Genomic DNA, 23,716 nt, shown 5'->3' on the forward strand with positions numbered 1-23,716 from the left:
GTATGGCACATGTCATCGTCATGGGTAACGAGAAAGGCGGCTCCGGCAAGTCCACCACGGCCATGCACCTGATCACCGCCCTCGTTCGCGATGGATACCGCGTGGGCGCGCTGGATTTCGATCTGCGGCAGAAAAGCCTGTTCCGCTATCTCGACAACCGCACCAATTATATGGAGCGTCATGGCATCGAACTGCCCATGCCGGTCCAGATCGAACTCGCCGCCAGCACGAATGACAGCCGCGAACAGGCGGAGGCGGAGGATGAGGCGCTGTTCGACCAGGCCATGGCCGAGTTGAGCGCGGAATGCGCCTATATCGTCATCGACTGCCCCGGTTCATTCACTCCCTACTCGCGGTTTGCCCATGCGCGTGCCGACACGCTCATCACCCCGATGAATGACAGCCTGGTGGATTTTGACATGCTCGCCCGGCTCGATCCGGCGGATGGCAAGATTCTTGGGCCATCGCTCTATTCGGAGATGGTCTGGAACGCGCGGCAGAAACGTGCCGCCTCCGGCCGCAAGCCGATGGACTGGGTGGTTTTGCGCAACCGGATGTCGACCATTGACGCCAAGAACAAACGCCGGGTCGGGGCCGCGCTCAAGGATCTCGCCGCGCGTATTGGGTTCCGCTTGGTTGCGGGGTTCTCCGAGCGGGTGATCTTCCGCGAAATGTTTCTCTCGGGCCTGACCCTGCTGGACCTGCGCCCGGATGATCCCCAGGCCATGTCCATGTCGAACATTGCCGCCCGTCAGGAGGTTCGCGAACTCATGCGCTCCCTTGGCCTCGCCGAGCCGGCCGATTCGGGTGAGAAACAGGCCGCCAACGCCTGACCCGGCCACACCGCTAAATTTTTTCGCCGGATATTTGAGCAACCGCTCAGTAAGTTGCCTGCTTGCATCACATGCAACTCTAAGTAGTATTGAAGATACGTATACCGCTTGTATGGTAGTGCAAAATTTCTAGAATGTTATTTTAAAGGTTTAAACGAATCCGACGGGTTCAGAGCTGACGGAAAGGGAGCATGAACGAACCTTAACGAACATCCTGACACATGGGCGCCGCGCGCACGCCCGCTTTCGACATCAGGTTACACCAACAGGAACGACACGATGGACTGCAATACCATCCAGGAAAATCGCCAGAAATCTGCTGGCTCAGCGCCACAAAACACCCGCGACACGCGCATGCTCCCGGCACAGGGGACACGCTCGGGTTTCCGCCTCGGGCTTCTGGAGGGGGAACTCGGCAACCCGGAAAAACTCTTCAAACTGGCGTTCGGCGATTACGGAGGCTCCGACGCATGCCGATGAGGCGGGTCCTGCTTGACACGCCCGTCTGGGTATCCTCCTTCGCGCATCTGGGCAGCCTCTCGGAGGTCGCGGTCCGGGTCATCTCCAACGCCGAAACGGTTTACGTCAGCCAGATCAGCGTCATGGACCTCGGCCAGAAAATCCGGCTTGGCCACTGGCCGGAAATGCACCCGGTCGTTCACCGCCTCGCCGACATTCCCGAGGAACAGGGTGCACAGACGGCAAAGTTCTCCCCTGAAATTTTCCGATACGCCAGCAACCCAGAATGGGCGCATATCGATCCCTTTGATCGCCTGATAGCGGCAACCGCCGAGTTTAACGACATGCTGCTTGTGACCAGACGCGCGGTATTCTCTGATCTCCCCAACCTGCGCCATATCTGGTAGCGGCGCCACGCTCCCCTCCCCCTGAACACAAAAAAAACCGGGCCGGCGCTGTGCCGACCCGGTTTTCTTTTGTCTGGTTGAGGGCTGTTGCCTCAGGTGCCCGGTGCGATGGGCACGCAGTCGGAACTTAGACGCGCAAGTTCCTCACAGGCCGACACGGCCGCCGCCTGGGACAGGCCCACGAACTGGGCGCGGAACACCCGCACGCCGTCGAGATTCGCGGTCTCGATCCGGCGCAGGCCGCCGCTCAGATGCGGCACGTCCTTGAGCGCGGTGGTCAGAAGCTGACGCTCAGCATCGCCCTTGGCCCGGAAAGCGCCCAGCTGCACGCCCCAGTCATTGCCACCCGTGGAGGTGTTGGACGTGGTGCCCATGGCCAGCTGCACCGTGCGTTTGATCTGCTCCGGCCGCTGGGGCGGCGTGTCATCAATAATGGCGGTGGAGGCCGCACCGGAGGCAAAGGTCGAGGCGGATCCGGCATCAGGCGCGGGCGGGGTTCCCCCCATGGCCGCGGGACGCGGCGCGGGGCGACCCATCAGGCGGGCAAAGTTCAAAAGACCGGCCTGCTCCTTGGAGGCGGCCAGCTCGGCATTCACCTCGGCGATTGCGGCGGCGATACCGGCATTGTTGCGGGCCACCGTGTTGGCCACACCCATCGACCGCGGCATGGGCCGCATGGTCAGGGCCGCAACGGCAATTGGTGTCTGCGACGCGGCGGCCACAACGGTTGTCGGCGATCTTAGCGGCGCGGGCGGAATTACCCGGGCAGTCCGCGGCATCCGGTCAAAGCCCAGATCCATTAGACGGGCGACCTCAGCATTGCGCGTCGCGCTGGAGCGTCCGCCCATCACGGCCACGATCACCCGCTTGTCGCCGCGCTTTGCGGAGGACACCAGGTTGAATCCGGCGGCACGGGTATATCCGGTCTTGATGCCGTCAGCGCCAGGATAGTCGGACAGAAGCCGGCGGTTGGTGTTGCGCACGGTCTTGATCCCGGCCGAAGTCGACTGACGGCTGAACAGGTTGTAATACTGCGGGAAATCATAAAAAAGCCGACGGCCCAGGTTCGCCATGTCCCGCGCGGTGGACATGTGCCCGGTGGCGGTGAGACCATGTGCGTTGCGGAACGAGGTGTTCGTCATGCCCATCGCCTTGGCATAGGCGTTCATGCGCTTGATAAACTCGGCCTCCGATCCGGCCACGGCCTCGCCCAGGGCGGTCGCGGCGTCATTGGCCGATTTCACGGCAGCCGCGCGAATCAGGTAGCGCAGTTCGATCGTCTGACCGGTACGCAGCCCCAGTTTAGACGGCGGCTCGGCGCTTGCATTGCTCGAAATACGAACTTTCTGGTTCAAGGAAAGCCGGCCCTTCTGGACCTCATCGAACACGATATAAAGGGTCATCATCTTGGTAAGAGACGCCGGGTGAACCCGGGTATCCGCATGCCTGGAATGAAGAACCTTGCCGGTTCTGGCATCCATGACGAGCGCCGCGTACTGGGCCGCCTGGGCCGTAGCGGCAAAAAACGCCAAACATATCAAGAGGAACAACCCGCGGGAAACGGTTTGGTACATCACTGCCTCCGGCGCATTTCGCGCCCATGCCTCAAATTTATCGCAAACACTACACGGCGAATGCTTTATTTTGATTTAATGTAACACGCTCATCGCGACTGGCAAACAGATTCCGGCGGAAAGCCAAACGGCGTGACATTTCCTTCAAAAAATGTTTGTTGCACTGCACAAAACAGCCTTGACGCAACGCAGCAAAGACCCTAGTTGTCTGTCATCGAAACAACGTCCCTATGGAGGAACTGCAATGACTGCTCGCACGACCAAGACTGCCGCCGCCGCAAAAAAAGAAGCTGCTTCCACCGTGGAAGATGCTACCGCAAAAGTTGAAAACTTCGTAGCCGAGACCCAGAAAACCGCTTCCGAGCAGTTTGAAAAAATGTCCAAAGGCTTCGAAGACCTGACTGCATTCAGCCAGGAAAACGTTGAAGCAATGGTCAAGTCTTCCGAAATCGCCGCCAAGGCTGCCGAAGGCATCACTTCCGAGATGAGCGCCTACTCGAAAAAAGCCTATGACGACGGTGTTGCTGCCGCTCAGGATCTGGCAAGCGCGAAGACCGTTTCCGAACTGTTTGAAAAGCAGTCCGCTTTTGCCCAGTCCGCTTTTGAAGGCTTCGTAAGCCAGGCAACCAAGATGAACGAAATCTACGTTGCAGCTGCGAAAGACATCACGGCTCCGCTCGGCGCACGCGTTACCGCCGCCACCGAGACCATGAAGTCCTACACGGCCTGATATACGGCCCGACCGCTTAAGGTACTCTCCTCCCTTTGTGCCTGGCGCTCAAGCCGCGAGCCCTGGAACCCGCCGGTTCCAGGGCGTTTTTGTATGGGGTGAATCACCCAGGCCGCACCGGCCCCGGCCTGCGGGGTTGAACCGCGGCACCGGGGTTCACAGTTAACCCTGACGGAATTTTGTGCCGTTCAGGCGGGATTATCCGTGAACCGCCCCGCCGGGGACCCTTTTCGCGCGGCGGGATTTTCATGTATAACCCCGTGAACGACACCTGATCGCTCAGGACGGAACTCATGGCTGCAGACAAAACAAACCCCGATGGGGACACCGGCGTAATTACCAAAACGCGCCCGAAAACCGAACGGCCACCGCTCTACAAGGTGATGCTGCTCAATGACGACTATACGCCGATGGAATTTGTCATCGTCGTGCTGGAGCGGTTTTTCGGCATCAGCCATCAGCAGGCTGTTGACATTATGCTGACCGTACACCGCAAGGGCCTGGCCGTTGTAGGTGTCTTTTCCTATGAGATTGCCGAAACCAAGGTCACCCAGGTCATGGATTTCTCCCGCCGGAACCAGCACCCGCTTCAGTGCACCATGGAAAGGGAATAGGCGGAACGCCTGAAACCCGATGTCCAAAACCGACCGTCTGTCCCTTGCCGTTGACGCCGGCGAACTTCGCCTGCCCGAGACCGGCTCCACAGTGTTTCTGCGCGCCGAACCCGCCGGGTTCCTGACGCGCGACCTGCCAGTTCTGTGCGAGCAGTCCTTTCGCCCCACCCATGACCGCCTCGCAGATGAGGGGCTGAACGTCAGCCCGCGGGTCGAGACCGAGGACGCGGGTCTTGTGATCGTCAACGCCACCCGCAGCCGCGCTGAGAACCTTGGCAACGTGGCCCGTGGCCTCGCCATGCTCCGCTCCGGCGGCACGCTCGCGGTCAACGGCAACAAGACGGATGGCATCGACAGCCTGGTGCGCCAGGTCGGCAAGGCCCTGCCCGCCGCCAGCACCTGGGTCAAGGCCCATGGCCGTGTCTCCTTCTTCGAACGTCCCGGCGCCCTGCCGGCGGAGGCCGAGGACTGGACCGCCGGGGCCGCGCCCGCGAAGAATGAGGAAGGTTTCTGGACCATGGCCGGTGTGTTTTCCCCCGCCGGGTCGGATCCGGGCAGCCACCGTCTGGTGGAAGCTTTCGACAAGCGGGTGCGTGGCCGTGTTGCCGATCTCGGCGCGGGCTGGGGCTGGCTCTCGGCACTTGCGCTGCATACCTGCGACAAGATCACCGGTATTGACCTCTATGAGGCTGAACGCCGCGCGCTGGACTGTGCCGAGCGCAATGTGGCCGATCCGCGTGCAGGGTTTCACTGGGCCGATGTGCCTTCGCTGCCGCGCATGACGGAGCCTTATGACACGGTGATCTGCAACCCGCCCTTCCATCAGGGTCGGGCTGCGGAGCCCGATCTGGGGGCCGCCTTCATCGCCACCGCCGCGCGCATCATGAAACCCGCCGCGACGCTGTTCATGGTCGCCAACCGGCAGCTGCCCTACGAGGCCGCGCTCGACGCGAACTTTGGCCACTGGAAGCAGCTCTCCGCCGACCGGAACTTCAAGGTGATCCTCGCCGCCCGGCCGAAGCGCAGGAGCGGGCGGTAGTGGATATGCCACTGCGACGCATCCGCGCCAAACCAGGGGCGGCGCTGCCCGGCGTAAACACCGGGCGGAACAGCTGACATGACACCGGCCCACACTTTATCCGCAAGGAGCCCCAAATGACCGACCCGGTCCAGCTGACCGCCGACCTGATCCGCTGCCCCTCCGTCACACCCGAGGAGGGCGGCGCCATCCAGCTGCTGGAAAAGCTCCTGTCAGAGGCCGGTTTCCGCACCCAGCGCCCCGACCGCAACGGTATCGCCAACCTCTATGCCGTCTGGGGCGAAAGCGGCCAAACGCTTGGCTTTAACGGCCATACCGATGTCGTGCCGACCGGTGACGAAAACGCCTGGGACCACCCGCCTTTTGCCGCGGAAATCCGCGACGGCATTATGTTCGGCCGCGGCGCCCAGGACATGAAATCCGCCGACGCGGCGTTCGTGGCCGCGGCCATCGACTTTGTCACAAACACCCCTCCCGAGGGCCGCATCGCCATCGCCATCACCGGCGATGAGGAAGGCGACGGCGTGGACGGAACAAAGGCTATCCTCGACTGGATGGAAGAGGCGGGCGAAAAAATCGACCACTGCATCGTGGGCGAGCCGACCTGCCCAGCCAACATGGGTGAAATGATCAAAATCGGCCGTCGCGGGTCGATCACGGCCTACCTGACCGCCACCGGCACCCAGGGCCATTCCGCCTACCCCCACAAGGCGAACAATCCGATCCCGGCCATGGTCCACCTGCTCGACCGGTTCGCCAGCATGGAGCTTGATCAGGGCACCGATCATTTCGACCCGTCTACGCTGGCCATCACCAGCGTCGATGTGGGCAACAGGGCCAACAACGTAATCCCCGCCGAAATCCGCGCGATGATGAACATCCGCTTCAATGACCGGCACAGTTCAGACAGCCTCTCGGAAATGATCCGCGCAGAGGCCGCCCTCGTCTCAGGCAAATTTGGCGTTGAAATCGACGTCAGGTTCCGCGTCACCGGCGAAAGCTTCATCACCGAGCCGGGCCCCTTCGTGGAGCTTGTCGCCAAGGCGGTCGAGGCCGTCACGGGTGTGACGCCCGAGCTGTCCACCACCGGCGGCACGTCGGACGCGCGCTACATCAAATACCACTGCCCGGTTGTGGAGTTCGGCCTTGTCGGCAACACCATGCACCAGATCAATGAGCGCGTCCCGGTCGATGAGATCACCGCCCTGCGTGACGTGTACGCCCGCGTGCTGAAGGACTATTTCAGCGGCTGATCCGGCCGAAATGGCAAGGGGCGACACACGCCGCCCCGGATATCCTCAAACCGGCTGGCCCTCAAACGCGTCGGTTTCGGCATCGGCGACCGCCGGTCCGGGTGAGCCACCCACAAAGGCCATGCCCGCACCGCGGTCGGCCAGATCAGTGTCGGGCGCAAACCCGTCCACCCTGGCCCGGACCCGCAGACGCGCCCGCACGGTTTCCGCGTCGGATGGCACAGCGGCATCGTCGCGCACCTCCTGCCAGAGCAACGCGGCGACACCGGCCACATGCGGACAGGCCATGGAAGTGCCGTTCAGGGTTTTCAGCCCGCCACCCGACGCTGCTGAGAGAATATTGACGCCAGGCCCGGTAATCGTCGCGTCGGTGTTGGAGAAATAGGCGATCCGGTATCCGTCCCGCCCCTGCCCGGCGGCGGCCACCGAAATCACGTCCTCGGCCGCAGCCGGGAGACTGGCCGACACCTCAAAATTGGGATTGTCATTGCGGCGGCTTTCATTGCCCGCCGCGGCCACCACCACGGAACTGTTGCCCAGCATCGCCCGCGCCTGAACCACCTCCATCAGCGCGTCAAACATGCGCAGGTTCTCACGATAGCCCACCAAGGCAGCAGAGGTCGCCACATCCAGCGGCCAGCCATTGTTCACGAGCCATGCCACGAAGCCGGGAAAATCGAAGCCCAGCGACATGGAGATCACGTCCGCCTCCTCACGGGCGGCCCATTCAATGGCGTCGAAGATCATTTTCGAGCTGCCACCGCCATCATTGCCCAGCACCTTGCCGATCAGAACATCCGTCACGCCCGGCGCCACGCCAATCCGGGTGCCCTCCACGTCGCGGCCAAAGATCGTGCCCGCACAATGCGTGCCATGCCCGTTCAGATCGCCATCGCCGTCGCCGGAAAAGTCCCGCTGGGTGAAAGTCACACCCGCAAACGCCTTATGCCCCGCATCCACGCCGGTATCGAGCACCGCAACCCGCGTTCCCGCGCCGGTCAGCGCGCTGTTCGAGGCCCCAACCGCGTCAATGCCCCAGGCTGTTGTCGCGTCCGCGAGGCCCATATCGGCCAGGGGCGCGATCAGACGGGTGGGCATGTCCGGCGCAATGGCCCGCACGGTCGGATCCCGCGCGATCTCCTGACGGCCATTGGCATCAAGTGTCTCGAACTCGATCGTCGCCTCAGCCTCGGTTTCCGAACTGAAATGGCGCGTCACGCCAAAGGAGCCGACGCCCGGAAACTCCTCATCCGCCGGGTTCGGCATACGCAGAACGATATGTGTATTTTGCATGATGAACTCACTCCCGAAATAAATTATCTGAAATCCGGCCCGCTCCAAATCTGCGCGACCGCGTCGGGACCATACCACAAAATCGGCTCATAATGTAGTCGCGATCCGATTATGGTCGCCGGCCTGCATGGACAGTGCCCCACGCCCGCGCTAAGCGCACGGGCCTCAAGGCAGATGTGAGGGAGCACAGCTATTGCCCGAACCGGAGGTTCTGTCCGTATTCCTGCTCGCGGCCGTGGCTCTGGGGCTCGCGCCCGGCCCGGACAACATTTTCGTGCTGACCCAGTCGGCCCTCTACGGCCGCCCCGCCGGGTTCGCGGTGACCTTGGGTCTTTGCACGGGACTTTTGGTCCACACCACCGCTGTCGCCCTGGGTGTCGCGGCCATCGTCGCGACCTCGGCCATGGCTTTCACCGCCATCAAGCTGATCGGAGCCGCGTATCTTCTGTACCTCGCCTGGCAGGCCGTGAAAGCAGGCAGCACGCGGATGGCGGACCAGGGCGGCACGCAGCCCGGGCTGTCCCGGCTCTACCGCCGTGGCATCGTGATGAACATCACCAACCCCAAGGTCGCGATATTCTTCCTCGCCTTCCTGCCCCAGTTCGCGGACCCCGCGGCCGGGCCGCTTGCGCCGCAGCTCATGGTGCTTGGCGGGTTTTTCATCCTGGCAACCGTGGTGGTGTTTGGCGGCATCGCCCTTTGCGCGGGTTTTCTCGGCGAGCATCTGAAACACTCGCCGCGGGCGCAGGTGATCCTCAACCGTATTGCGGCTGTGGTCTTTGCCGGTCTGGCGGCCCGTCTGCTGGTGACCGAACGCTGACCGGCCGCCCGCGGGATCAGGTATTGAAGAGGAAGTGCAGGACGTCGCCGTCCTTAACCTGGTAAGCCTTGCCCTCAGCGCGCAGCTTGCCCGCCTCGCGCGCCGCCTGTTCCCCGCCCAGAGCCACGAAATCGTCATAGGCCACGGTCTCGGCCCGGATGAAACCGCGCTCAAAATCGCCATGGATCACGCCCGCCGCCTGTGGCGCCGTCGCGCCTACCGGAATGGTCCAGGCCCGCGCCTCTTTCGGCCCAACGGTGAAATAGGTCTGAAGGCCGAGCAGGGCATGGCCCGCCGTAATGATGCGGTCGAGCCCGGATTCCTCCAGCCCGAGTGATTCCAGGAACTCGTCCCGCTCCGCGTCGTCGAGCTGGGCGATCTCCTCCTCAATGGCCGCCGAGATCACGACACTCGCAGCCCCCGTGGCCTCCGCCATTTTGGCAACCGCGGCCGAGTACTCATTGCCCTCCGCCGCCGCGTCCTCGTCCACGTTGCAAACATAAAGCACGGGCTTTGAGGTCAGAAGCTGCAACAACCGCCAGTTCCGCGCGTCTTCCGCAGACACCTCAACCGACCGGGCCGGCTTACCGTTTTCCAGCGCGTCCCTGGCCATCAGCAGGAGCCGGTTCTGGTCCTGCGCGTCGCGGTCATTGCCTTTGAGCTTGCGCACCAAACCGGCAATCCGCTTCTCGACGCTTTCCAGATCCGCGAGCATCAGCTCGGTCTCGATGGTCTCGGCATCCGCGACCGGATCAACGCGCCCGTCCACATGGGTGACGTCGTCATCCTCGAAACAGCGCAGGACATGGGCAATCGCGTCGCATTCGCGGATATTGGCCAGGAACTGGTTGCCAAGCCCCTCACCTTTCGAGGCTCCCTTCACCAGCCCGGCAATGTCCACGAAGGTCATGCGGGTGGGAATGATCTGTTTTGAACTGGCAATCGCGGCCAGTTTGTCGAGCCGGGCATCCGGCACGTTCACGTCGCCCACATTCGGCTCAATCGTGCAGAACGGAAAATTCGCCGCCTGCGCCGCCGCCGTCCGCGTCAGCGCGTTAAACAGCGTCGATTTTCCCACATTCGGCAGCCCAACAATACCGGTCTTAAAGCCCATCCGAGCCTCCAATTTCGCGTTTGGCGCATCTAGGGCAGGCAGGGCATGGGGGTCAAGTGTGGCGGGGGGCCGCGCGACGCTTCAGCGAGCCACCATTGGCACGGAATCAAGGGGTGCAACCCCGCCGTGCCAGCGCCGGTCCGGCCCAATGGGCCGGCGCTCCGTCGACGGTCCCGCGCCGCTGAACCAAAGACAGTCCACGGCACCATAAAACCGCGCCGTACAGCCCGCGGCAGCGCCACCCCCCGGCCCGGCGCTGGCACGGCTCATCGCAACCGCCATTTAACGCGGAAAGCATATGCCAACACCCCCTACCTCCCCGCTTGATTCTCCCCCCTTCCTGGGTCAAACACATGCCCGGACATCGGGTGAGGACACATGACACGTATCGACCGCAAATTCGCGCAACTGGCCCATGACGGCAAAAAGGCCTTCGTGGCATTCGTCATGGCCGGCGACCCGGACTACGACCGCTCGCTTGAGGTCATCAAGGGGCTGCCCGGCGCGGGCGTCGACGTGATCGAGCTTGGCATGCCCTTCACCGACCCCATGGCCGACGGCCCCGCCATCCAGCTTGCGGGTCAGCGTGCACTGAAAGCCGGCATGAACATGGACCGCACCCTGGAAATGGTGCGTGCCTTCCGCGAAACCGACGACACCACCCCCATCGTGCTCATGGGCTATTACAACCCGGTCTACGCCAGGGGCGTCGACAAATTCCTCGCCGATGCAACCGCCGCGGGCGTCGACGGCCTGATCATCGTGGACCTGCCGCCGGAGGAGGATGACGAGCTTTGCATCCCCGCCACCCGCGAGGGCATCAATTTCATCCGCCTCGCCACACCGACCACGGATGACAAACGCCTGCCCAAGGTGCTCACCAACACCACCGGCTTCGTCTACTACGTCTCCATCACCGGCATCACCGGCGCGGCGGAGGCAAATGCCGCGAAGGTCCAGCCCGAGGTTTCCCGCATCAAGACCGCCACCGACCTGCCTGTCTGCGTGGGCTTTGGCATCAAAACGCCCGAAGGCGCCCGCGCCATGGCCGAGGTGGCCGACGGTGTTGTGGTGGGCTCCGCCATCGTGCAAAAACTGGCGGAAGGTGCGGATGCCGGATCCGTTCTTGAATTTGTTGAGGGTCTCAGCAGCGCGGTTCACTCGGTCTGACGACACGCCGCCCCCGCGCCGCGGACCCACCAGACCAGCGGAGGAAACACCGTGTTTTCAAACCGGACGGGCCTCAGCGGCGCAAAAATCCTGCTTCTTGCCATTCTGGTGGGCCTGGCCGGGCTCATCATCTTCAAACGCCTCCAGGACCTGCTGCCGCCTGACAGCCTGACCTTCGCCGCCGGGCGCGAGGACAGCGCGTATTACCAGCTGGCACAGCGCTACCGGACAGCCCTCGCCAGGGACGGGGTCGAGGTCAGTATCATCGACACCGCCGGATCGGTTGAGAACGCCGACCTTCTCGGCCGTGGCGAGGCCGACGTGGCCTTCCTCCAGGGTGGCATCCCACTCACCGGCAACACCGAAAACCTTGAGGCCATCGCCGCGACCTTCCTCGAACCCCTGTGGATTTTCCACCGGGGCATGCTGATCAACCCGTCCGACCCCATCAACTGGGACACGCTCAACGTAGCAGTGGGCGAGGATGGCAGCGGCACGCGCTATGTGGTCGACGCGCTGGTCTCAGCCATGGACACGCGCCTGATCACCGAAAACGCCCTGCCCATCGGCGGCAGCGCGGCGGTGGATGCCCTGCGCACCGGCGAGGCGGATGTGGCGCTTTTCGTCGCTCCGGTCAGTGCACCCTACCTTCAGGATCTGTTCAGCCGCCACGATACCCCGCCCATCGCGGTGCGCGACGGCGAGGCCCTGGTCCGGCAGCTGCCATTCGTACAGCTGGCCAAAATTCCCCGCTCCGGCCTTGATTATGCCGCCGTCCATCCCGCTCAGGACATCGAGCTCATCGCCATGATCGGCCGGCTGGTGGCCCAGGCCGACCTGCACCCGGCCCTCGTTGACCGGCTGGTGAACGCCGCGCGCACCATCCATGCCGACCGCGACCTGATCACAGACAAAAACCAGTTCCCCAACACCACCGGCCTGAACATGGCCGTCAACGCCCAGGCCGCCAACCTGCTCTCCGGTCCACCCAGCGGGCTCTACAACTACCTGCCCTGGTGGGTCGTGGCCCAGATCAACAGCTTCGCGCTCCTGCTCCTGCCGCTCTTCGTGATCCTGGTGCCGCTCATGCGCATCCTGCCTGGCATCTACCGCTGGCGGATGCATTCCCGCGTCTACCGCCGCTACCCCGAACTGCTCGACATCGAACACGACGCCCTGCGCAACATGAAGGGCGCCGACCTCGACAGCCTGGAGACCCGCCTCCTCGACATCGAACGCGAGGTCGTGAACCTCAAACTCCCCGTTCGCTACCAGGAATACGCCTATACCATGCGCATGCATATCGACCTGGTGCGGCAGAGGTTGGCAGCCATACGGGAGTTGCGCAAAGGGGAGTGAGCGCCGCTCACCCGCCCTCCGGCGTCACCTTGCCCGCAAACTCCGTCCGCACCACCGAGCGCAGAATGGTGCGGAGGTGGTTGATGCCCGCGTTCTTGCCCGAGGAGCGGCGCCGCACGAGGCCCACGGACCGGGTGAACCGCCCCTGGCGGAACGGCCGTACGGCGATGGTCGTGTCCCGGCCCTCCACCTCCGACGCGACATAGAGCAGCGGCAGAAACGTCGCCCCCATCGCCATGCCCACCATCTGGCGCAGCGCGTCGAGACTGGTCCCCTCGTAGTCGCGCTGAAGCCCCGCCCCGACCTCGCCGCAGAGCGCACTGATCTGGTCGTGCAGCACATAAGCGGGCCCGAGACTGAGCATCACCAGCCCCTCGATATCCGCGTCCACAATGCCCTGCTTCCCGGCCAGCGGATGATCGACCGGAACCGCCAGGGCCAGCGGTTCGCGATAGAGCCGGTCCACCACCAGGTCATGCCCCGACACGGGCAACTGCGTCAGAATGACGTCATGTTCTCCCAGTTCCAGTTCAGCGAGCAGGTCACGCGGTGTCGTCTCACGCACATAGAGTTTCAGCTCCGGATGCGCCTGGTGCAATGCGCCCACAACCTGCGGCAGAAGATAGGGGCCTATCGTTGGCGTCGTCCCCAGCCGAATGGTCCCCGACGCCCCCGCCTGCAGGGAGACCGACACATCCACCAGGTCCTGAACCTGGGCCACAATCTCCCCGGCCCGCTCCCGCACCTCACGCCCGGCCGGGGTCAGCCGAAACGGCCCCCGCCCCCGTTCATACAGGCGCAGGTTGAGAAGCTCCTCCAGATTGGAAATCTGAACGCTGAGCGACGGCTGCGCGATGCCAAGCTGCCGCGCCGCGCGCCCAAAATGCCCGGTATCGGCCAAAGCCACGAAGTATCTAAGCTGTTTGAGGCTCGGTAACGCCTTCATCCGCCGCCGCATCCCTTCCGCAACTTCAATAGGAAACTTCTATCGAAATAAGGAATTTCATTGTCTTTTTCAAACCCCCGAAATCCCCAAATTCAGGGGACGGGAGCCGTGACCGCCTGGACCTTCCAGGCCGCCCCAGGCCCCCGCAACCTCAGGGACCCGACCAGGGCCGGATCAAAACAAGGAGAAACTGCAATGAATGCCATACCGACCCCCCAAAACCTGTCTCTCGCCGCACGCGCCTCGCTGCTGAACATGCGCAAAAAGCGTCTCGAACGCGATATTGCCACCGAGATGGGCCGGCCGCTTCCCTGCAACATCGAACTCGGACGCCTGAAACGCTCGAAACTGCGCCTGAAGGATGAAATCGCCTCGATCGACGGCGTGCTCAGTACCCTGCAGCGCGTCGGCCCCGGGCACCGGTTGGGCTGACCACCCTCCGCGCCCCGTGGCGGAACTTCCCCCGCTTCTGACCGTTGAATGTGACAGACGGGATCCGCCACAAAACCAACGCCGACAGGGGGCGCAAACACATGAACCACCACCGCCAGTCCGACCTGATCAGCTGGAGCCGCCGCCATGTCGAGATGACCTCCCTCGTTTTGATGGGCATCATCGTGGCCGCGGGCTGGGCCCTGGCCGAACTGGTGGACGAGGTTGTGGAGGGGTCAACCCGCAACCTCGACCGCGACATACTGCTGCTCCTGCGCACCCCGGGGGACCTCTCAAACCCGATCGGTCCGCCATGGCTGGAGGAAATGGGCCGCGACTTCACCGCCTTGGGCGGCGTCGCGGTTCTGACCCTCACCACGGTCGTCGTGGCCGTGTTCTTCCTGCTGCGCCACCGCTGGACATCCATGCTCTACATTCTTGTGGCCGTCGGCGGCGGCATCCTGATCAGCGGCTTCGCCAAGGAGTTCTTCGACCGCCCGAGGCCCGATCTCGTCCCCCACGGCTCGATTGTCCACACCGCCAGCTTCCCGTCGGGCCATTCCATGATGGCCGCCGTAACCTATCTGTCGCTGGGCGTACTGATCGCGCGGGTTCAGCCCAGACGCATGCTGAAAATCTACACCCTCGCCGTCGCCGTTCTGCTCGCGGTCTGCGTCGGCGTCAGCCGGGTCTTTATGGGCGTTCACTGGCCCACGGATGTGGCCGCCGGCTGGCTCGCGGGCGGCGCCTGGGCCATGATCTGCCTGCTCGTCGCCCGAAACCTTGCCCGCCACGGCCATGTCGAAACCGAAGTCCTGGACGACACACCCTGACCCCGGCCTCCCTGTCCGCTTGGGCGCCGATCACAACTGTCCCAACCGCCCCAAAAAAAAACCCAACGGCGGTGAATAGTTTGTAAGGTCGAAAGCGTTCGAAACGCGCGAACACGGTACCGCCGAAGGTTAGCCGCAATGGCACGCCGTTTCGCCGACAGAGGGGAGAGACGCATGAAATCACGGTTTGCTTCGGTCATTGGGCTCGTTGCACTGATCGCCTCGGCGCCCGCCGACCCGGTATCAGCGCAGGAGACAAAACCCAACATCCTCGTCATCTGGGGCGATGACGTGGGCTACGATAATATCAGCGCCTACAATCTCGGCATGATGGGTTACAAGACACCCAATATCGACCGCATCGCCGAGGAGGGCGCGCTGTTCACCGACTACTACGCCCAGCAAAGTTGCACGGCTGGACGCGCCGCCTTCATCCTGGGCCAGCATCCGTTCCGGACCGGCCTTCTAACCATCGGCATGCCCGGCTCCGACCACGGCATCCCGGAATGGACGCCGACCATTGCCTCGCTGCTGAAAAACCATGACTACGCCACGGGACAGTTCGGCAAAAACCACCTCGGCGACCAGGACCAGCATCTCCCGACCAATCACGGTTTCGACGAGTTCTTTGGCAACCTCTATCACCTCAATGCCGAGGAGGAGCCGGAAACCTATTACTATCCCGATGACCCCGAATTCCGTGAGAATTTCGGTCCACGCGGCGTGATCCGGGCAAGTGCCGACGGCAGCGTCGAGGATACCGGGCCGATGACCCGCAAACGCATGGAAACCGCCGACCAGGAGTTTATCGCCTCCGCGTTTGACTTCATGGACCGGGCAGTGGCCGAGGACCGGCCGTTTTTCGTGTGGCTCAACACCACGCGGATGCATGTCCACACCCGCCTGACCCCCGGTCTGGAAGGCAGGAGCGGCGTGAGCATCTACGCCGATGGCATGCTGGAACATGATGACCACGTGGGCATGGCGCTCGACAAACTCGACGAGCTGGGCATCGCGGACAACACCATCGTTTTCTATTCCAGCGACAACGGGGCGGAGACCTTTACCTGGCCCGATGGCGGCACGACCCGCTTCAAGGAGGGGAAAGGCACCACCTGGGAAGGCGGCATGCGTGTGCCCGCCGTGGTCCGCTGGCCGGGCGTCATTGAGCCCGGCACCATCTACAACGACATCATGTCGCATGAGGACTGGATGCCAACGCTGCTCGCCGGAGTGGGTGAGCCCGACATCGTGGAAAAACTGAAAGAGGGCCACACCGCCAACGGGAAGGAGTTCCGCGTGCATCCCGACGGCTACAACTTCCTGCCCTATTTCCGGGGCGAGGTCGACGAGGGTCCGCGCGAGGAGATCATGTATTTCGGCCAGGGCGGGGAGCTGAACGCCATCCGCTGGAAGGACTGGAAGCTGAGTTTCGCCCTGCTGGAAGGCAACATGGCCACGGCGGTCCGCGACGTTCCGGCCTGGCCCGAGATCGTGAACCTGCGCGCTGATCCGTTTGAGAGCGCACCCGACGAGTCCGAGATGTACATGCGCTGGATGATCGACAACATGTGGCTCTTCGTGCCGGTCGCGGCGAAGGCCGAGGAGTTCCTCCTGTCGATCCCCGACTACCCGTTCCAGATCGGCCAGACTTTCAACCTGGCGAACGTAAGTTACCGGACGTTCCAGGAACAGGGCGTGTTGGAACAGCTGCGCCGCCTTGAGGGCCTGGGTCAGCAGTAACCCACAGACAAGTACACGAACCGGTATGGGGCGGTCATCCGCCCCGTACCCAGCCACAACATGCAGGTCGCCGAAAGGAACCCATAAAAGTGCCATTCCTCTCATGCACCCGCCGGATGTCCTACGCCCTGGCCGTCAGTCTCACATTCGCCGCGCCTGGCCTGGCACAGCAGGGCGGTTCCCATACCCCGCCCCGGCTCATCCTTCAGATCACCGTTGACCAGCTGCGCGGTGATCTGCTCGACCGCTACGCAAGGAACCTCGGGGAAGACGGGTTCCGGCGGCTTCTCAATACCGGCGTTCATTTCACCAACGCCCATCACCGCCATGCCAATACCGAGACCATCGTAGGCCACACCACGCTCGCCACCGGGACCGACCCCGCCATCCACGGCATGGTCGCCAACCTCTGGTTCGACCGGATCGCTGGCGAACAGGTCTATAACGTTCAGGATGCGGACTTTCCCCTGGTGGGCGCGCAGGGCGTCGATGCGGGTACCGAAATCGACCCCACCCAGCGCGCCGCGTCCACCGACGGGCGTTCACCACGCAACATCATCACCTCCACCATCTCCGACGAAATCGCACTTCATTACGGGCCGGATGCCAAAATTTTCGGTGTCTCCATCAAGGACCGCGGCGCCATATCCATGGCCGGGCATGCCGGCACCGCCTACTGGTTCTCCAAATCGGAAGGGCGGTTTGTTACCAGCACCTTCTACCGCGACGACTATCCCGGATGGGTGGCCGACTGGATTGCTTCGGGAAAGGTCGCCAGCTATGCCGGGCAGCTCTGGGACCTGTCCGAGCCAGCCGAAACTTACCTTTTCGGCGGCCGCGACGACCAGCCGTGGGAAACCGTCGCCCCGCCCTGGATGACGGATTTCCCCGGTTTCGGCAGCACCTTCCCCCATGCCTGGGGCGACATTGACGACAGGTATTTCACCACCCGTCTCACACTGAGCCCCGCCGGAGACGAAATCACCGCCGATTTCGCCAGGGCGATCATCGATGCGGAGGGGCTGGGTCAGGACAGCATACCGGACTACCTCTCGGTCAGCTTCTCCTCGACCGACTACGTGGGCCATCTTTTCACGCCCTCCAGCCTTGAAGCCGAGGACAACCTTATGAGACTGGACGAAACCCTTGCCGATCTGCTTGCACATGTGGACATGCGTATCGGCCTCGACAATACCCTTGTTGTCCTGTCATCGGATCATGGCGCCCCGGAGCATCCAGGCTACCTTGCAACGCTCGGTATTGAAGCGGGCACGTTCGACTTCGACCGGGTCGACACGGAGCCAGGCTTTGTCCGCCTGACGGCCGAATTCGGGGAAAGCCGGGACCTGATCCGCAATTTCTCGAACCCGTATCTTTATCTCGACACCGAAGAGATTTTGGCGCGTGGTCTCGATCAGGCCACAGTGGAACGCGCGGTATCCGCGGAACTTGAGCGCCTGCCGGGAATTGCCCACGCCATCCCGGCAACCGCCCTGCGCGACGGTGCGATACCGCCGGGCCGGATACCGGAGGCCGTCCTCGCGAACTTCCACCCCGACCGCTCGGGCGATATTTACATTGTGTTTGAGCCGCACTGGTTTATTGCGGATTTCGACGGATTGCGGGTCGCTTCGGCCCATGGCTCGCCCTGGACCTACGACACCCACGTTCCGATCATCATCGCAGGCCCGGGCATCGAACGCGCCCGTGTTGCCCGTCGCGTGGAAACCGTCGATCTTGCCCCAACGATTGCGGCCATTCTGGGAACGAAACCGCCCTCGGGCGCGCTGGGAGAGCCGCTTGTGGAGGCACTCAGGTAACGGCCGCTACCAGTCGACGTTGAATTTTCGCACCACGGCCTGGATATCATCGTCCGACAGGCCCCTGGGCTGCATCCCGCGGGTCAGAAGCGCGAGTTTGGCCGTTTCCTCCAGCTCCTCCATGGCAAACACCGCGGCCATGAGGTCCTTCCCCGCCACCACCGGCCCGTGATTGGCCAGCAGCACGGCAGAGCGTTCACCCGCAAGACCCCTCACCGCATCGCCCATGGCCGGATCACCCGGCAGGAAAAACGGCAGCAGCTTCACCTTCCCTACCCGCATGATCGTGTAGGGCGTAAGCGGTGGCAGCACGCTGTCCGGGTCGGTTTCCGGCAGCATGGACAGAGCCACGGAATGGGTCGAATGCAGATGCACCACCGCCCCCGTCCCTTCCCGCGTCTCGTAGAACGCGGAATGCAGCGGCGTTTCCTTCGTCGGCGCATCGCCCGAGACGTGGCGAAAATCCTGGTCCAAAAGGCTCAGCCGCGCCGGATCGAGAAACCCCATCGCCTGGCCGGTCGGCGTCACGAGCACACTTCCGTCCGACAGCCGCGCCGAAATGTTCCCCGAGGCGCCACAGGTCAGCCCCCGGTCGAACATGGATTTCGCGAGGGTACAGATGTCCTCGCGCAGTTTCGCTTCCTCGCTCAACGCCCCGTCTCCATCAGCGACAGTGTCTCCGCGAAAAATGCCGGCCCGCCAAAGTTCCCCGATTTCAGCGCCAGGGCGAGATCGCCGCTGCGCATCAGCGGCACGCCCGCCGCCGCCCGCGGCCCGATCTGCAACTCCCGCGCGCCAAGCCCACGCACAACCGCGCCGGAGGTCTCACCCCCCGCCACCACAAGCCGCCTTACCCCCCGGGCCGCCAGCCGCCTGGCAAGTGCGGCAAACAACCCCTCGATGGCTCCGGCGACCTTCTCCGTGCCAAAGGTTTCCTGCGCCGCCCTCACCACATCCGGATCGGCCGATGAATACACCAGCGGCGCCACATCCTGCGCCAGAACCCAGTCGGCAATCGCATCGGGATCATACGCGCCCTCAACCGCCTGCCGCGCCTCGATCTGCCGCGCCGGCGCCTTTTGCAGATACTCCGCCACCTGCGCCCGTGTCGCCCGGCTGCACGACCCTGAAATGACCGCCCCCGGCCCGTCCACCGGCTCCCAGGTCGGCGTGCTCGCCTCAAACCCGTAATTCCCCGGCAGGCCCAGCGCGATACCCGATCCACCACAGAGCAGAGGCAAACCGGCCGCCGCCCCGCCGATTCTTATGAGGTCCTCATCGGCAATCGCATCAACCACCACATGGGCGTCACCAGCCAAAGCCTCAACAATCGCCGCGTCCCCCTGCCGCACGGTTGCGGCCGGTACATGCGCAATGACCCGTTTGGACTGCGCACCCAAAACCCGGCGAATATCCGCGTCACGCATGGGCGTCAGCGGATGGTCCTCCATCCCGCTCTCATTGAGCAAACGGTCACCGACAAAGAGATGCCCCATATAGACGCTGCGCCCGTTCTCCGGAAACGCCGGGCAGACGATCACCGGACCGGCCCCGACGCGGGCGGCCAGGGCATCCAGAACCGGGCCAATATTGCCCCGCTCGGTGCTATCGAAGGTCGAGCAGACCTTGAGGATGATCTGCTCCGCACCCTGCGCGAGAAGCCAGTCACAGGCCGCCATCGACGCCTCAATCGCCTCATCCACCGGGGCCGTGCGTGATTTCAGCGCCACCACCCCGGCCCCCAGGTCCGGATCAGCGGACCCGGACGGAATACCAATAAACTGCGCCACGGGCATCCCCGCCTCCGCGAGGGTCAGTGCGATATCGGACGCGCCGGTAAAATCGTCTGCAATCACTCCAATCCTCACGACCGCGCACCCTTCACCGGACCCGCATCCAGCCGGTGGATGTGCCCGGCCAGTTCACTGGGGAAATACTCCCGCACCAGCGGATCATGCCCCGGCACGATCAGCCTGGGCGACGAGGCGAGACGCTCCAGCGTGGCGAACCCGTCGAGCATGTTCTGAAGGTCCACCACGATCGGAAAGGGTTTGCGCGCCTGAAAATTCTCATAGAAATGCGCCGCATCCGAGGCGAGCACCAGCCACCCGGCCCGCGTCCGCACCCGCACGCACTGCAACCCGCGGCTGTGGCCCCCGATGCAGTGCACCGTCACGCCCTCCGCAACCTCTGCATCGCCCTCGTGGAAAATCACCTTGCCGGAATAGAGCCGTTTGATCGCCTCACAGACATGCCCGGCGGTAAACGGCATGCGCAACGTGTCGTGGCACATGCACGGCCCGGTCGCATAGGCCATCTCCGCGGTCTGAAGGTGCAGCGTCGCATTGGCAAACAGGTGCAGCCCACCGGCATGATCGTAGTGCAGATGGGTGACAATCACCTGGGACACGTCCTCCGGCCGGATCCCGAACGGCGCCAGGGCCGCGACCGGATCGAGACGGATGGGCCGCCCGCGCGCCGTGGCCTCGGCGTCGTCATAGCCCGTATCGACCAGGATCACCTCGCTCCCTCGCCGCAGCAGCCACATGAAATAGTCCATCGCATGGGGCGCGTCGTGGTTGTCATCAAAGATAAAACTGTCGGCACGGGTCCGCGCGTTCCGGTCCGCGTATTTTATCGCGAAAACCTCCCACTCACTCACGACACGACCTCCCCATATGTACGCACCTCCTTGTCGGCCACCATCCGCGCCACCTGACCGTCAAATGCCCTGAAATGCGGACTGGCCAGATGTGCGTCAAAGGCCGCCCGGTCGATGTAAAGCTCATAGAGAAACACCTCATCGGGCCGCCCCGCATCCGTGCAGACGTCAAACCGGTGACAGCCCTCCTCCTCCGCCAGCGAGACACGCGCGTTTTCCCGCATCGCCGGCAGGAACGAGGCCATCTCACCCTCCCTGATCCGAAACAGCACAACAACCGCAAACATCACGCAAATCTCCCACGCAGTTTCCCAAACGCCCTCTTCACGGTCGGCACCTGGCTCAAAATCAGCGCCAGATTCAGCGCCAGCAAAACGGCCGCAACCGGACGGGACCCGAAGACCGAGAGATCCCCACCCGAAATCAGCAGCGACCGGCGGAACGTCTCGTCAAAAAGCCCACCAAGTATGACGCCAATCACCAGAGGCGCGATGGGATATTTCATCAGGTTCATGAAATAGGCGACAAATCCCACGCCCAGCATCAGGTAAAGGTCATTGATCCCGCCGCCCACACTGAACGATCCAATGGTCGTCAGAACCATGACAATGGGCAGAAAAACCACCTGGGGGATGCGCAGGATTTTCATGAAAATCCGCGCCGTAAACAGCCCCATGATAAACATCGTGACCGAGGCCAGCACCATGATCGCCACCACCCGCAGGATGATCGCGGGATCAATCGTCGGGCCAGGAATGATGTTGTTGATCTTGAACGCGCCCATCAGCGCCGCCGCTGGCGGAGAGCCCGGAATACCCAGCACCAGAAGCGGGATCAGCGCCCCGCCAATACAGGCGTTGTTCGCCGTCTCCGATGACAGCAGCCCTTCCAGAGATCCCTTGCCGAATTTGTCGCCCTCCCGGCTCACGGTCTTGCCGACGCCATAGCTGACCCAGCCGGCCACGTCCTCGCCGACACCGGGCAGCGCACCGACACCCGTGCCAATCACGCCCGAGCGGGCAATGGTGGGCAGATACCGCCGGATCGCGGCCATGTTGGGCAGAATGCGGCCCTTCAACTGGACCATCTGTCCCAGTTCCATGTGGCGCATCCCCTCGATGATCTGCGGCACCGCAAACGCACCCATCAGCACCGGCACCACCTGAAACCCGCTGAGCATGTAGGACCACCCAAACGTGTAGCGCGGCTCGCTGAGCAGCGGATCAAGCCCCACCATGGCCATGGCAAGGCCAATCAGCCCCGAAATCCAGCCCTTGATGACCAGGTCCTCGGACATCAGCGTTCCCGACAGAAGAATGCCAAACAGCGCCAGCAGGGCTTTCTCCGGACTCGCGATGTTTTTCGAGAGCAAAAGCAGCAGCCAGACAAAAACCAGCAGCGCAAGGGTCCCGATCAGCGTGCCAATAAAACTCGCAGTGGTCGTCAGGCCCAACGCCTCACCGCCGCGTCCCGCCTTGGCGAGGGGATAGCCGTCCATCGCCGTCGCCGCACTCGCCGCCGTTCCTGGAATGTTAAGCAGGATCGACGGGTACGACCCGCCATAAATCGCGCCGACATAAGCCCCGAGCAGCGCAATGAGCGAATAGTCGAGCGGGATCTTGTTCCCGAAAAACCCCGTAAGGATCGTCACCGCCAGCGTCGCCGTCAGCCCAGGCAGCGCCCCGAAGGTGATGCCCAGAAACACCGACACCACCAGATAAATATAGGTCAGCGGATCAACGACCAGCGCCAGAAACGCCCCGCCAAAACCCGAGAGCTGTGTCAGAAGGAACTCCATCTCAGGACCTCCACAGCGGGCGAAGGGTCACGTAGTAGTGGTACTCGATCTGCTTGAAGACCAGCCCACCCCGGTTTGGCACGTTCTGCCGAAAGCCAAACGCCATGGCACAGACCAGCAGAACCGGCGCGACCACCGCAATCACCGGTACGGCCCGCAACACCCGGTCGCCCCGCCCGATGAACAGCATGTACCCGGTCAGGATCACCCAGACCACCAGGGTAAGCCAGTCATCGTCATGCGCGGCCCATTCGGCCTGCGGCAAATGCCGCGCGAACGCATACCCGCCACAGAGCGCCAGCGCACAGGCCGACAGAACCATCCGCCCCCGGTGCCCGCCATGAAATCCAAATGTCAGGGCCGTAATCAACAGCCCGCTGCACAGAACGAAATCCACCCGTGGCACCAGGCCCGCGACATAGAAAAACAGAATGATGCCAATGGTCGTGAACCGCAGCGCCTCATCCGCGTCCCAGCCGATCCCCACGGCCGACAGCGCCTGTTGGGCGCCACCCGCGCGAACGGAAATGACCAGCAGCGCAATGGACAGAACAAACAGCGCCAGAAAAATTCCCAGGGGCACGATGGCTGCGGAATTGTACCACGCGGCGGAACTCACCCCCGCCCGGTTCCCGCCCCAGAGCGGTATGTCCATCGTCCGCCAAAGAAAAAACACTGACAGCGCCATCAGTGCCAAAGCGCCCCAGAAATCGCGGGTACGCAGGGTTTGCGTCTCGTCGTCCATCGCCCAGCCCCATGCAGTCGTCGGTTGGCCGGGCGCGGGCAAAAACCCGCACCCGACCGGTCAGGTGTCGCG

Annotated in this window: 24 protein-coding genes; 14 read left to right on the top strand and 10 right to left on the bottom strand. The window is 63.3% G+C overall.

The window, feature by feature from the left end; genetic code table 11:
* Positions 1-2: 2 nt before the first annotated feature.
* From ACP15P_RS08215 to ACP15P_RS08225, 3 genes are all read left to right on the top strand, one after another.
* Complete coding sequence (locus tag ACP15P_RS08215) at positions 3-833, top strand: division plane positioning ATPase MipZ (RefSeq protein WP_424927982.1); 831 nt, start codon at positions 3-5, stop codon at positions 831-833.
* 279 nt (positions 834-1,112) lie between these two features.
* The gene (locus ACP15P_RS08220) at positions 1,113-1,313 is read left to right on the top strand and encodes a hypothetical protein (RefSeq protein ID WP_424927983.1); all 201 of its coding nucleotides are present in this window, start codon (positions 1,113-1,115) and stop codon (positions 1,311-1,313) included.
* Positions 1,304-1,699, top strand: a complete 396-nt coding sequence (locus tag ACP15P_RS08225) for a type II toxin-antitoxin system VapC family toxin (protein WP_424927984.1) — start codon at positions 1,304-1,306, stop codon at positions 1,697-1,699. Before ACP15P_RS08220 ends, ACP15P_RS08225 begins: the two co-directional genes overlap by 10 nt.
* A 92-nt stretch (positions 1,700-1,791) precedes the next feature.
* Here the strand turns inward: ACP15P_RS08225 and ACP15P_RS08230 are convergent, their stop codons facing one another.
* Complete coding sequence (locus tag ACP15P_RS08230) at positions 1,792-3,273, bottom strand: serine hydrolase (protein ID WP_424927985.1); 1,482 nt, start codon at positions 3,271-3,273, stop codon at positions 1,792-1,794.
* A 244-nt stretch (positions 3,274-3,517) separates the two neighbouring features.
* Here ACP15P_RS08230 and ACP15P_RS08235 point away from each other — a divergent pair, with 244 nt between their 5' ends.
* From ACP15P_RS08235 to dapE, 4 genes are all read left to right on the top strand, one after another.
* Positions 3,518-4,003 (top strand): phasin family protein, encoded by a 486-nt coding sequence (locus ACP15P_RS08235; RefSeq protein ID WP_424927986.1) that lies wholly within the window; start codon positions 3,518-3,520, stop codon positions 4,001-4,003.
* Positions 4,004-4,296: 293 nt separating this feature from the next.
* Entirely contained in the window at positions 4,297-4,617 is a 321-nt protein-coding gene (gene clpS / locus ACP15P_RS08240; protein ID WP_424927987.1) for an ATP-dependent Clp protease adapter ClpS, read from the top strand.
* Positions 4,618-4,636: 19 nt separating this feature from the next.
* A complete protein-coding gene (locus tag ACP15P_RS08245) occupies positions 4,637-5,656 on the top strand; it encodes a class I SAM-dependent methyltransferase (RefSeq protein ID WP_424927988.1) in 1,020 nt (339 codons plus the stop codon).
* A 116-nt stretch (positions 5,657-5,772) separates the two neighbouring features.
* A complete protein-coding gene (dapE, locus tag ACP15P_RS08250; RefSeq protein ID WP_424927989.1) occupies positions 5,773-6,909 on the top strand; it encodes a succinyl-diaminopimelate desuccinylase in 1,137 nt (378 codons plus the stop codon).
* A 45-nt stretch (positions 6,910-6,954) separates the two neighbouring features.
* Here dapE and ACP15P_RS08255 read toward each other — a convergent pair whose 3' ends face one another.
* Positions 6,955-8,202, bottom strand: a complete 1,248-nt coding sequence (locus ACP15P_RS08255) for a S8 family peptidase (protein ID WP_424927990.1) — start codon at positions 8,200-8,202, stop codon at positions 6,955-6,957.
* Positions 8,203-8,395: 193 nt separating this feature from the next.
* Here ACP15P_RS08255 and ACP15P_RS08260 point away from each other — a divergent pair, with 193 nt between their 5' ends.
* Positions 8,396-9,022: a LysE family translocator gene (locus tag ACP15P_RS08260; RefSeq protein WP_424927991.1), complete on the top strand. Its 627-nt coding sequence runs from the start codon at positions 8,396-8,398 to the stop codon at positions 9,020-9,022.
* Between the two features lie 16 nt (positions 9,023-9,038).
* Here the strand turns inward: ACP15P_RS08260 and ychF are convergent, their stop codons facing one another.
* The gene (gene ychF, locus ACP15P_RS08265) at positions 9,039-10,136 is read right to left on the bottom strand and encodes a redox-regulated ATPase YchF (RefSeq protein WP_424927992.1); all 1,098 of its coding nucleotides are present in this window, start codon (positions 10,134-10,136) and stop codon (positions 9,039-9,041) included.
* Between the two features lie 378 nt (positions 10,137-10,514).
* Here ychF and trpA point away from each other — a divergent pair, with 378 nt between their 5' ends.
* A complete protein-coding gene (trpA, locus tag ACP15P_RS08270; RefSeq protein ID WP_424927993.1) occupies positions 10,515-11,306 on the top strand; it encodes a tryptophan synthase subunit alpha in 792 nt (263 codons plus the stop codon).
* Between the two features lie 51 nt (positions 11,307-11,357).
* Positions 11,358-12,665, top strand: a complete 1,308-nt coding sequence (locus ACP15P_RS08275) for a TAXI family TRAP transporter solute-binding subunit (RefSeq protein ID WP_424927994.1) — start codon at positions 11,358-11,360, stop codon at positions 12,663-12,665.
* A 7-nt stretch (positions 12,666-12,672) separates the two neighbouring features.
* On the opposite strand, the gene ACP15P_RS08280 is transcribed toward ACP15P_RS08275, so the two are convergent.
* On the bottom strand, positions 12,673-13,611 hold the full coding sequence (locus tag ACP15P_RS08280) for a hydrogen peroxide-inducible genes activator (protein ID WP_424927995.1): 939 nt from the start codon (positions 13,609-13,611) through the stop codon (positions 12,673-12,675).
* A gap of 195 nt (positions 13,612-13,806) precedes the next feature.
* On the opposite strand from ACP15P_RS08280, the gene ACP15P_RS08285 reads away from it, so the two are divergent.
* From ACP15P_RS08285 to ACP15P_RS08300, 4 genes are all read left to right on the top strand, one after another.
* Positions 13,807-14,043, top strand: coding sequence for a YdcH family protein (locus tag ACP15P_RS08285; protein ID WP_424927996.1), 237 nt, complete (start codon positions 13,807-13,809; stop codon positions 14,041-14,043).
* Positions 14,044-14,144: 101 nt separating this feature from the next.
* Positions 14,145-14,876 carry a phosphatase PAP2 family protein gene (locus ACP15P_RS08290; protein WP_424927997.1) on the top strand — a complete coding sequence of 244 codons (732 nt, stop codon included), beginning with the start codon at positions 14,145-14,147 and terminating at the stop codon, positions 14,874-14,876.
* A 174-nt stretch (positions 14,877-15,050) separates the two neighbouring features.
* Entirely contained in the window at positions 15,051-16,619 is a 1,569-nt protein-coding gene (locus ACP15P_RS08295; protein WP_424927998.1) for an arylsulfatase, read from the top strand.
* 89 nt (positions 16,620-16,708) lie between these two features.
* A complete protein-coding gene (locus ACP15P_RS08300) occupies positions 16,709-18,439 on the top strand; it encodes an alkaline phosphatase family protein (protein WP_424927999.1) in 1,731 nt (576 codons plus the stop codon).
* A 6-nt stretch (positions 18,440-18,445) separates the two neighbouring features.
* On the opposite strand, the gene otnC is transcribed toward ACP15P_RS08300, so the two are convergent.
* Genes otnC through ACP15P_RS08330 form a run of 6 tightly spaced genes read right to left on the bottom strand, consistent with a single transcriptional unit; the run spans position 18,446 to position 23,644 of the window.
* Entirely contained in the window at positions 18,446-19,090 is a 645-nt protein-coding gene (gene otnC / locus ACP15P_RS08305; RefSeq protein ID WP_424928000.1) for a 3-oxo-tetronate 4-phosphate decarboxylase, read from the bottom strand.
* Positions 19,087-20,295: a 3-oxo-tetronate kinase gene (gene otnK / locus ACP15P_RS08310; RefSeq protein ID WP_424928001.1), complete on the bottom strand. Its 1,209-nt coding sequence runs from the start codon at positions 20,293-20,295 to the stop codon at positions 19,087-19,089. Before otnK ends, otnC begins: the two co-directional genes overlap by 4 nt.
* An 8-nt stretch (positions 20,296-20,303) precedes the next feature.
* On the bottom strand, positions 20,304-21,101 hold the full coding sequence (locus ACP15P_RS08315) for an N-acyl homoserine lactonase family protein (protein WP_424928002.1): 798 nt from the start codon (positions 21,099-21,101) through the stop codon (positions 20,304-20,306).
* Positions 21,098-21,388, bottom strand: coding sequence for a putative quinol monooxygenase (locus ACP15P_RS08320; protein ID WP_424928003.1), 291 nt, complete (start codon positions 21,386-21,388; stop codon positions 21,098-21,100). The genes ACP15P_RS08315 and ACP15P_RS08320 overlap by 4 nt, the downstream gene beginning before the upstream one ends.
* Complete coding sequence (locus tag ACP15P_RS08325; protein ID WP_424928004.1) at positions 21,388-22,899, bottom strand: tripartite tricarboxylate transporter permease; 1,512 nt, start codon at positions 22,897-22,899, stop codon at positions 21,388-21,390. Before ACP15P_RS08325 ends, ACP15P_RS08320 begins: the two co-directional genes overlap by 1 nt.
* 1 nt (position 22,900) lies before the next feature.
* Positions 22,901-23,644 carry a hypothetical protein gene (locus ACP15P_RS08330; RefSeq protein WP_424928005.1) on the bottom strand — a complete coding sequence of 248 codons (744 nt, stop codon included), beginning with the start codon at positions 23,642-23,644 and terminating at the stop codon, positions 22,901-22,903.
* Positions 23,645-23,716: the final 72 nt, after the last annotated feature.

It is taken from the genome of Amaricoccus tamworthensis, assembly GCF_049800875.1.
GTDB lineage: Bacteria > Pseudomonadota > Alphaproteobacteria > Rhodobacterales > Rhodobacteraceae > Amaricoccus > Amaricoccus tamworthensis.

Bases quoted from the DNA above. Each gene is read 5' to 3' on its own strand.
- ACP15P_RS08255 (WP_424927990.1), bottom strand. From the start codon at position 8,202: ATGCAAAATACACATATCGTTCTGCGTATGCCGAACCCGGCGGATGAG.
- ACP15P_RS08220 (WP_424927983.1), top strand. From the start codon at position 1,113: ATGGACTGCAATACCATCCAGGAAAATCGCCAGAAATCTGCTGGCTCA.
- ACP15P_RS08325 (WP_424928004.1), bottom strand. From the start codon at position 22,899: ATGGAGTTCCTTCTGACACAGCTCTCGGGTTTTGGCGGGGCGTTTCTG.
- ACP15P_RS08215 (WP_424927982.1), top strand. From the start codon at position 3: ATGGCACATGTCATCGTCATGGGTAACGAGAAAGGCGGCTCCGGCAAG.
- clpS (WP_424927987.1), top strand. From the start codon at position 4,297: ATGGCTGCAGACAAAACAAACCCCGATGGGGACACCGGCGTAATTACC.
- ACP15P_RS08280 (WP_424927995.1), bottom strand. From the start codon at position 13,611: ATGAAGGCGTTACCGAGCCTCAAACAGCTTAGATACTTCGTGGCTTTG.
- ACP15P_RS08295 (WP_424927998.1), top strand. From the start codon at position 15,051: ATGAAATCACGGTTTGCTTCGGTCATTGGGCTCGTTGCACTGATCGCC.
- ACP15P_RS08230 (WP_424927985.1), bottom strand. From the start codon at position 3,273: ATGTACCAAACCGTTTCCCGCGGGTTGTTCCTCTTGATATGTTTGGCG.
- trpA (WP_424927993.1), top strand. From the start codon at position 10,515: ATGACACGTATCGACCGCAAATTCGCGCAACTGGCCCATGACGGCAAA.
- ACP15P_RS08235 (WP_424927986.1), top strand. From the start codon at position 3,518: ATGACTGCTCGCACGACCAAGACTGCCGCCGCCGCAAAAAAAGAAGCT.
- ACP15P_RS08290 (WP_424927997.1), top strand. From the start codon at position 14,145: ATGAACCACCACCGCCAGTCCGACCTGATCAGCTGGAGCCGCCGCCAT.
- dapE (WP_424927989.1), top strand. From the start codon at position 5,773: ATGACCGACCCGGTCCAGCTGACCGCCGACCTGATCCGCTGCCCCTCC.
- ACP15P_RS08225 (WP_424927984.1), top strand. From the start codon at position 1,304: ATGCCGATGAGGCGGGTCCTGCTTGACACGCCCGTCTGGGTATCCTCC.
- ACP15P_RS08320 (WP_424928003.1), bottom strand. From the start codon at position 21,388: ATGTTTGCGGTTGTTGTGCTGTTTCGGATCAGGGAGGGTGAGATGGCC.
- ychF (WP_424927992.1), bottom strand. From the start codon at position 10,136: ATGGGCTTTAAGACCGGTATTGTTGGGCTGCCGAATGTGGGAAAATCG.
- ACP15P_RS08285 (WP_424927996.1), top strand. From the start codon at position 13,807: ATGAATGCCATACCGACCCCCCAAAACCTGTCTCTCGCCGCACGCGCC.
- ACP15P_RS08330 (WP_424928005.1), bottom strand. From the start codon at position 23,644: ATGGACGACGAGACGCAAACCCTGCGTACCCGCGATTTCTGGGGCGCT.
- ACP15P_RS08245 (WP_424927988.1), top strand. From the start codon at position 4,637: ATGTCCAAAACCGACCGTCTGTCCCTTGCCGTTGACGCCGGCGAACTT.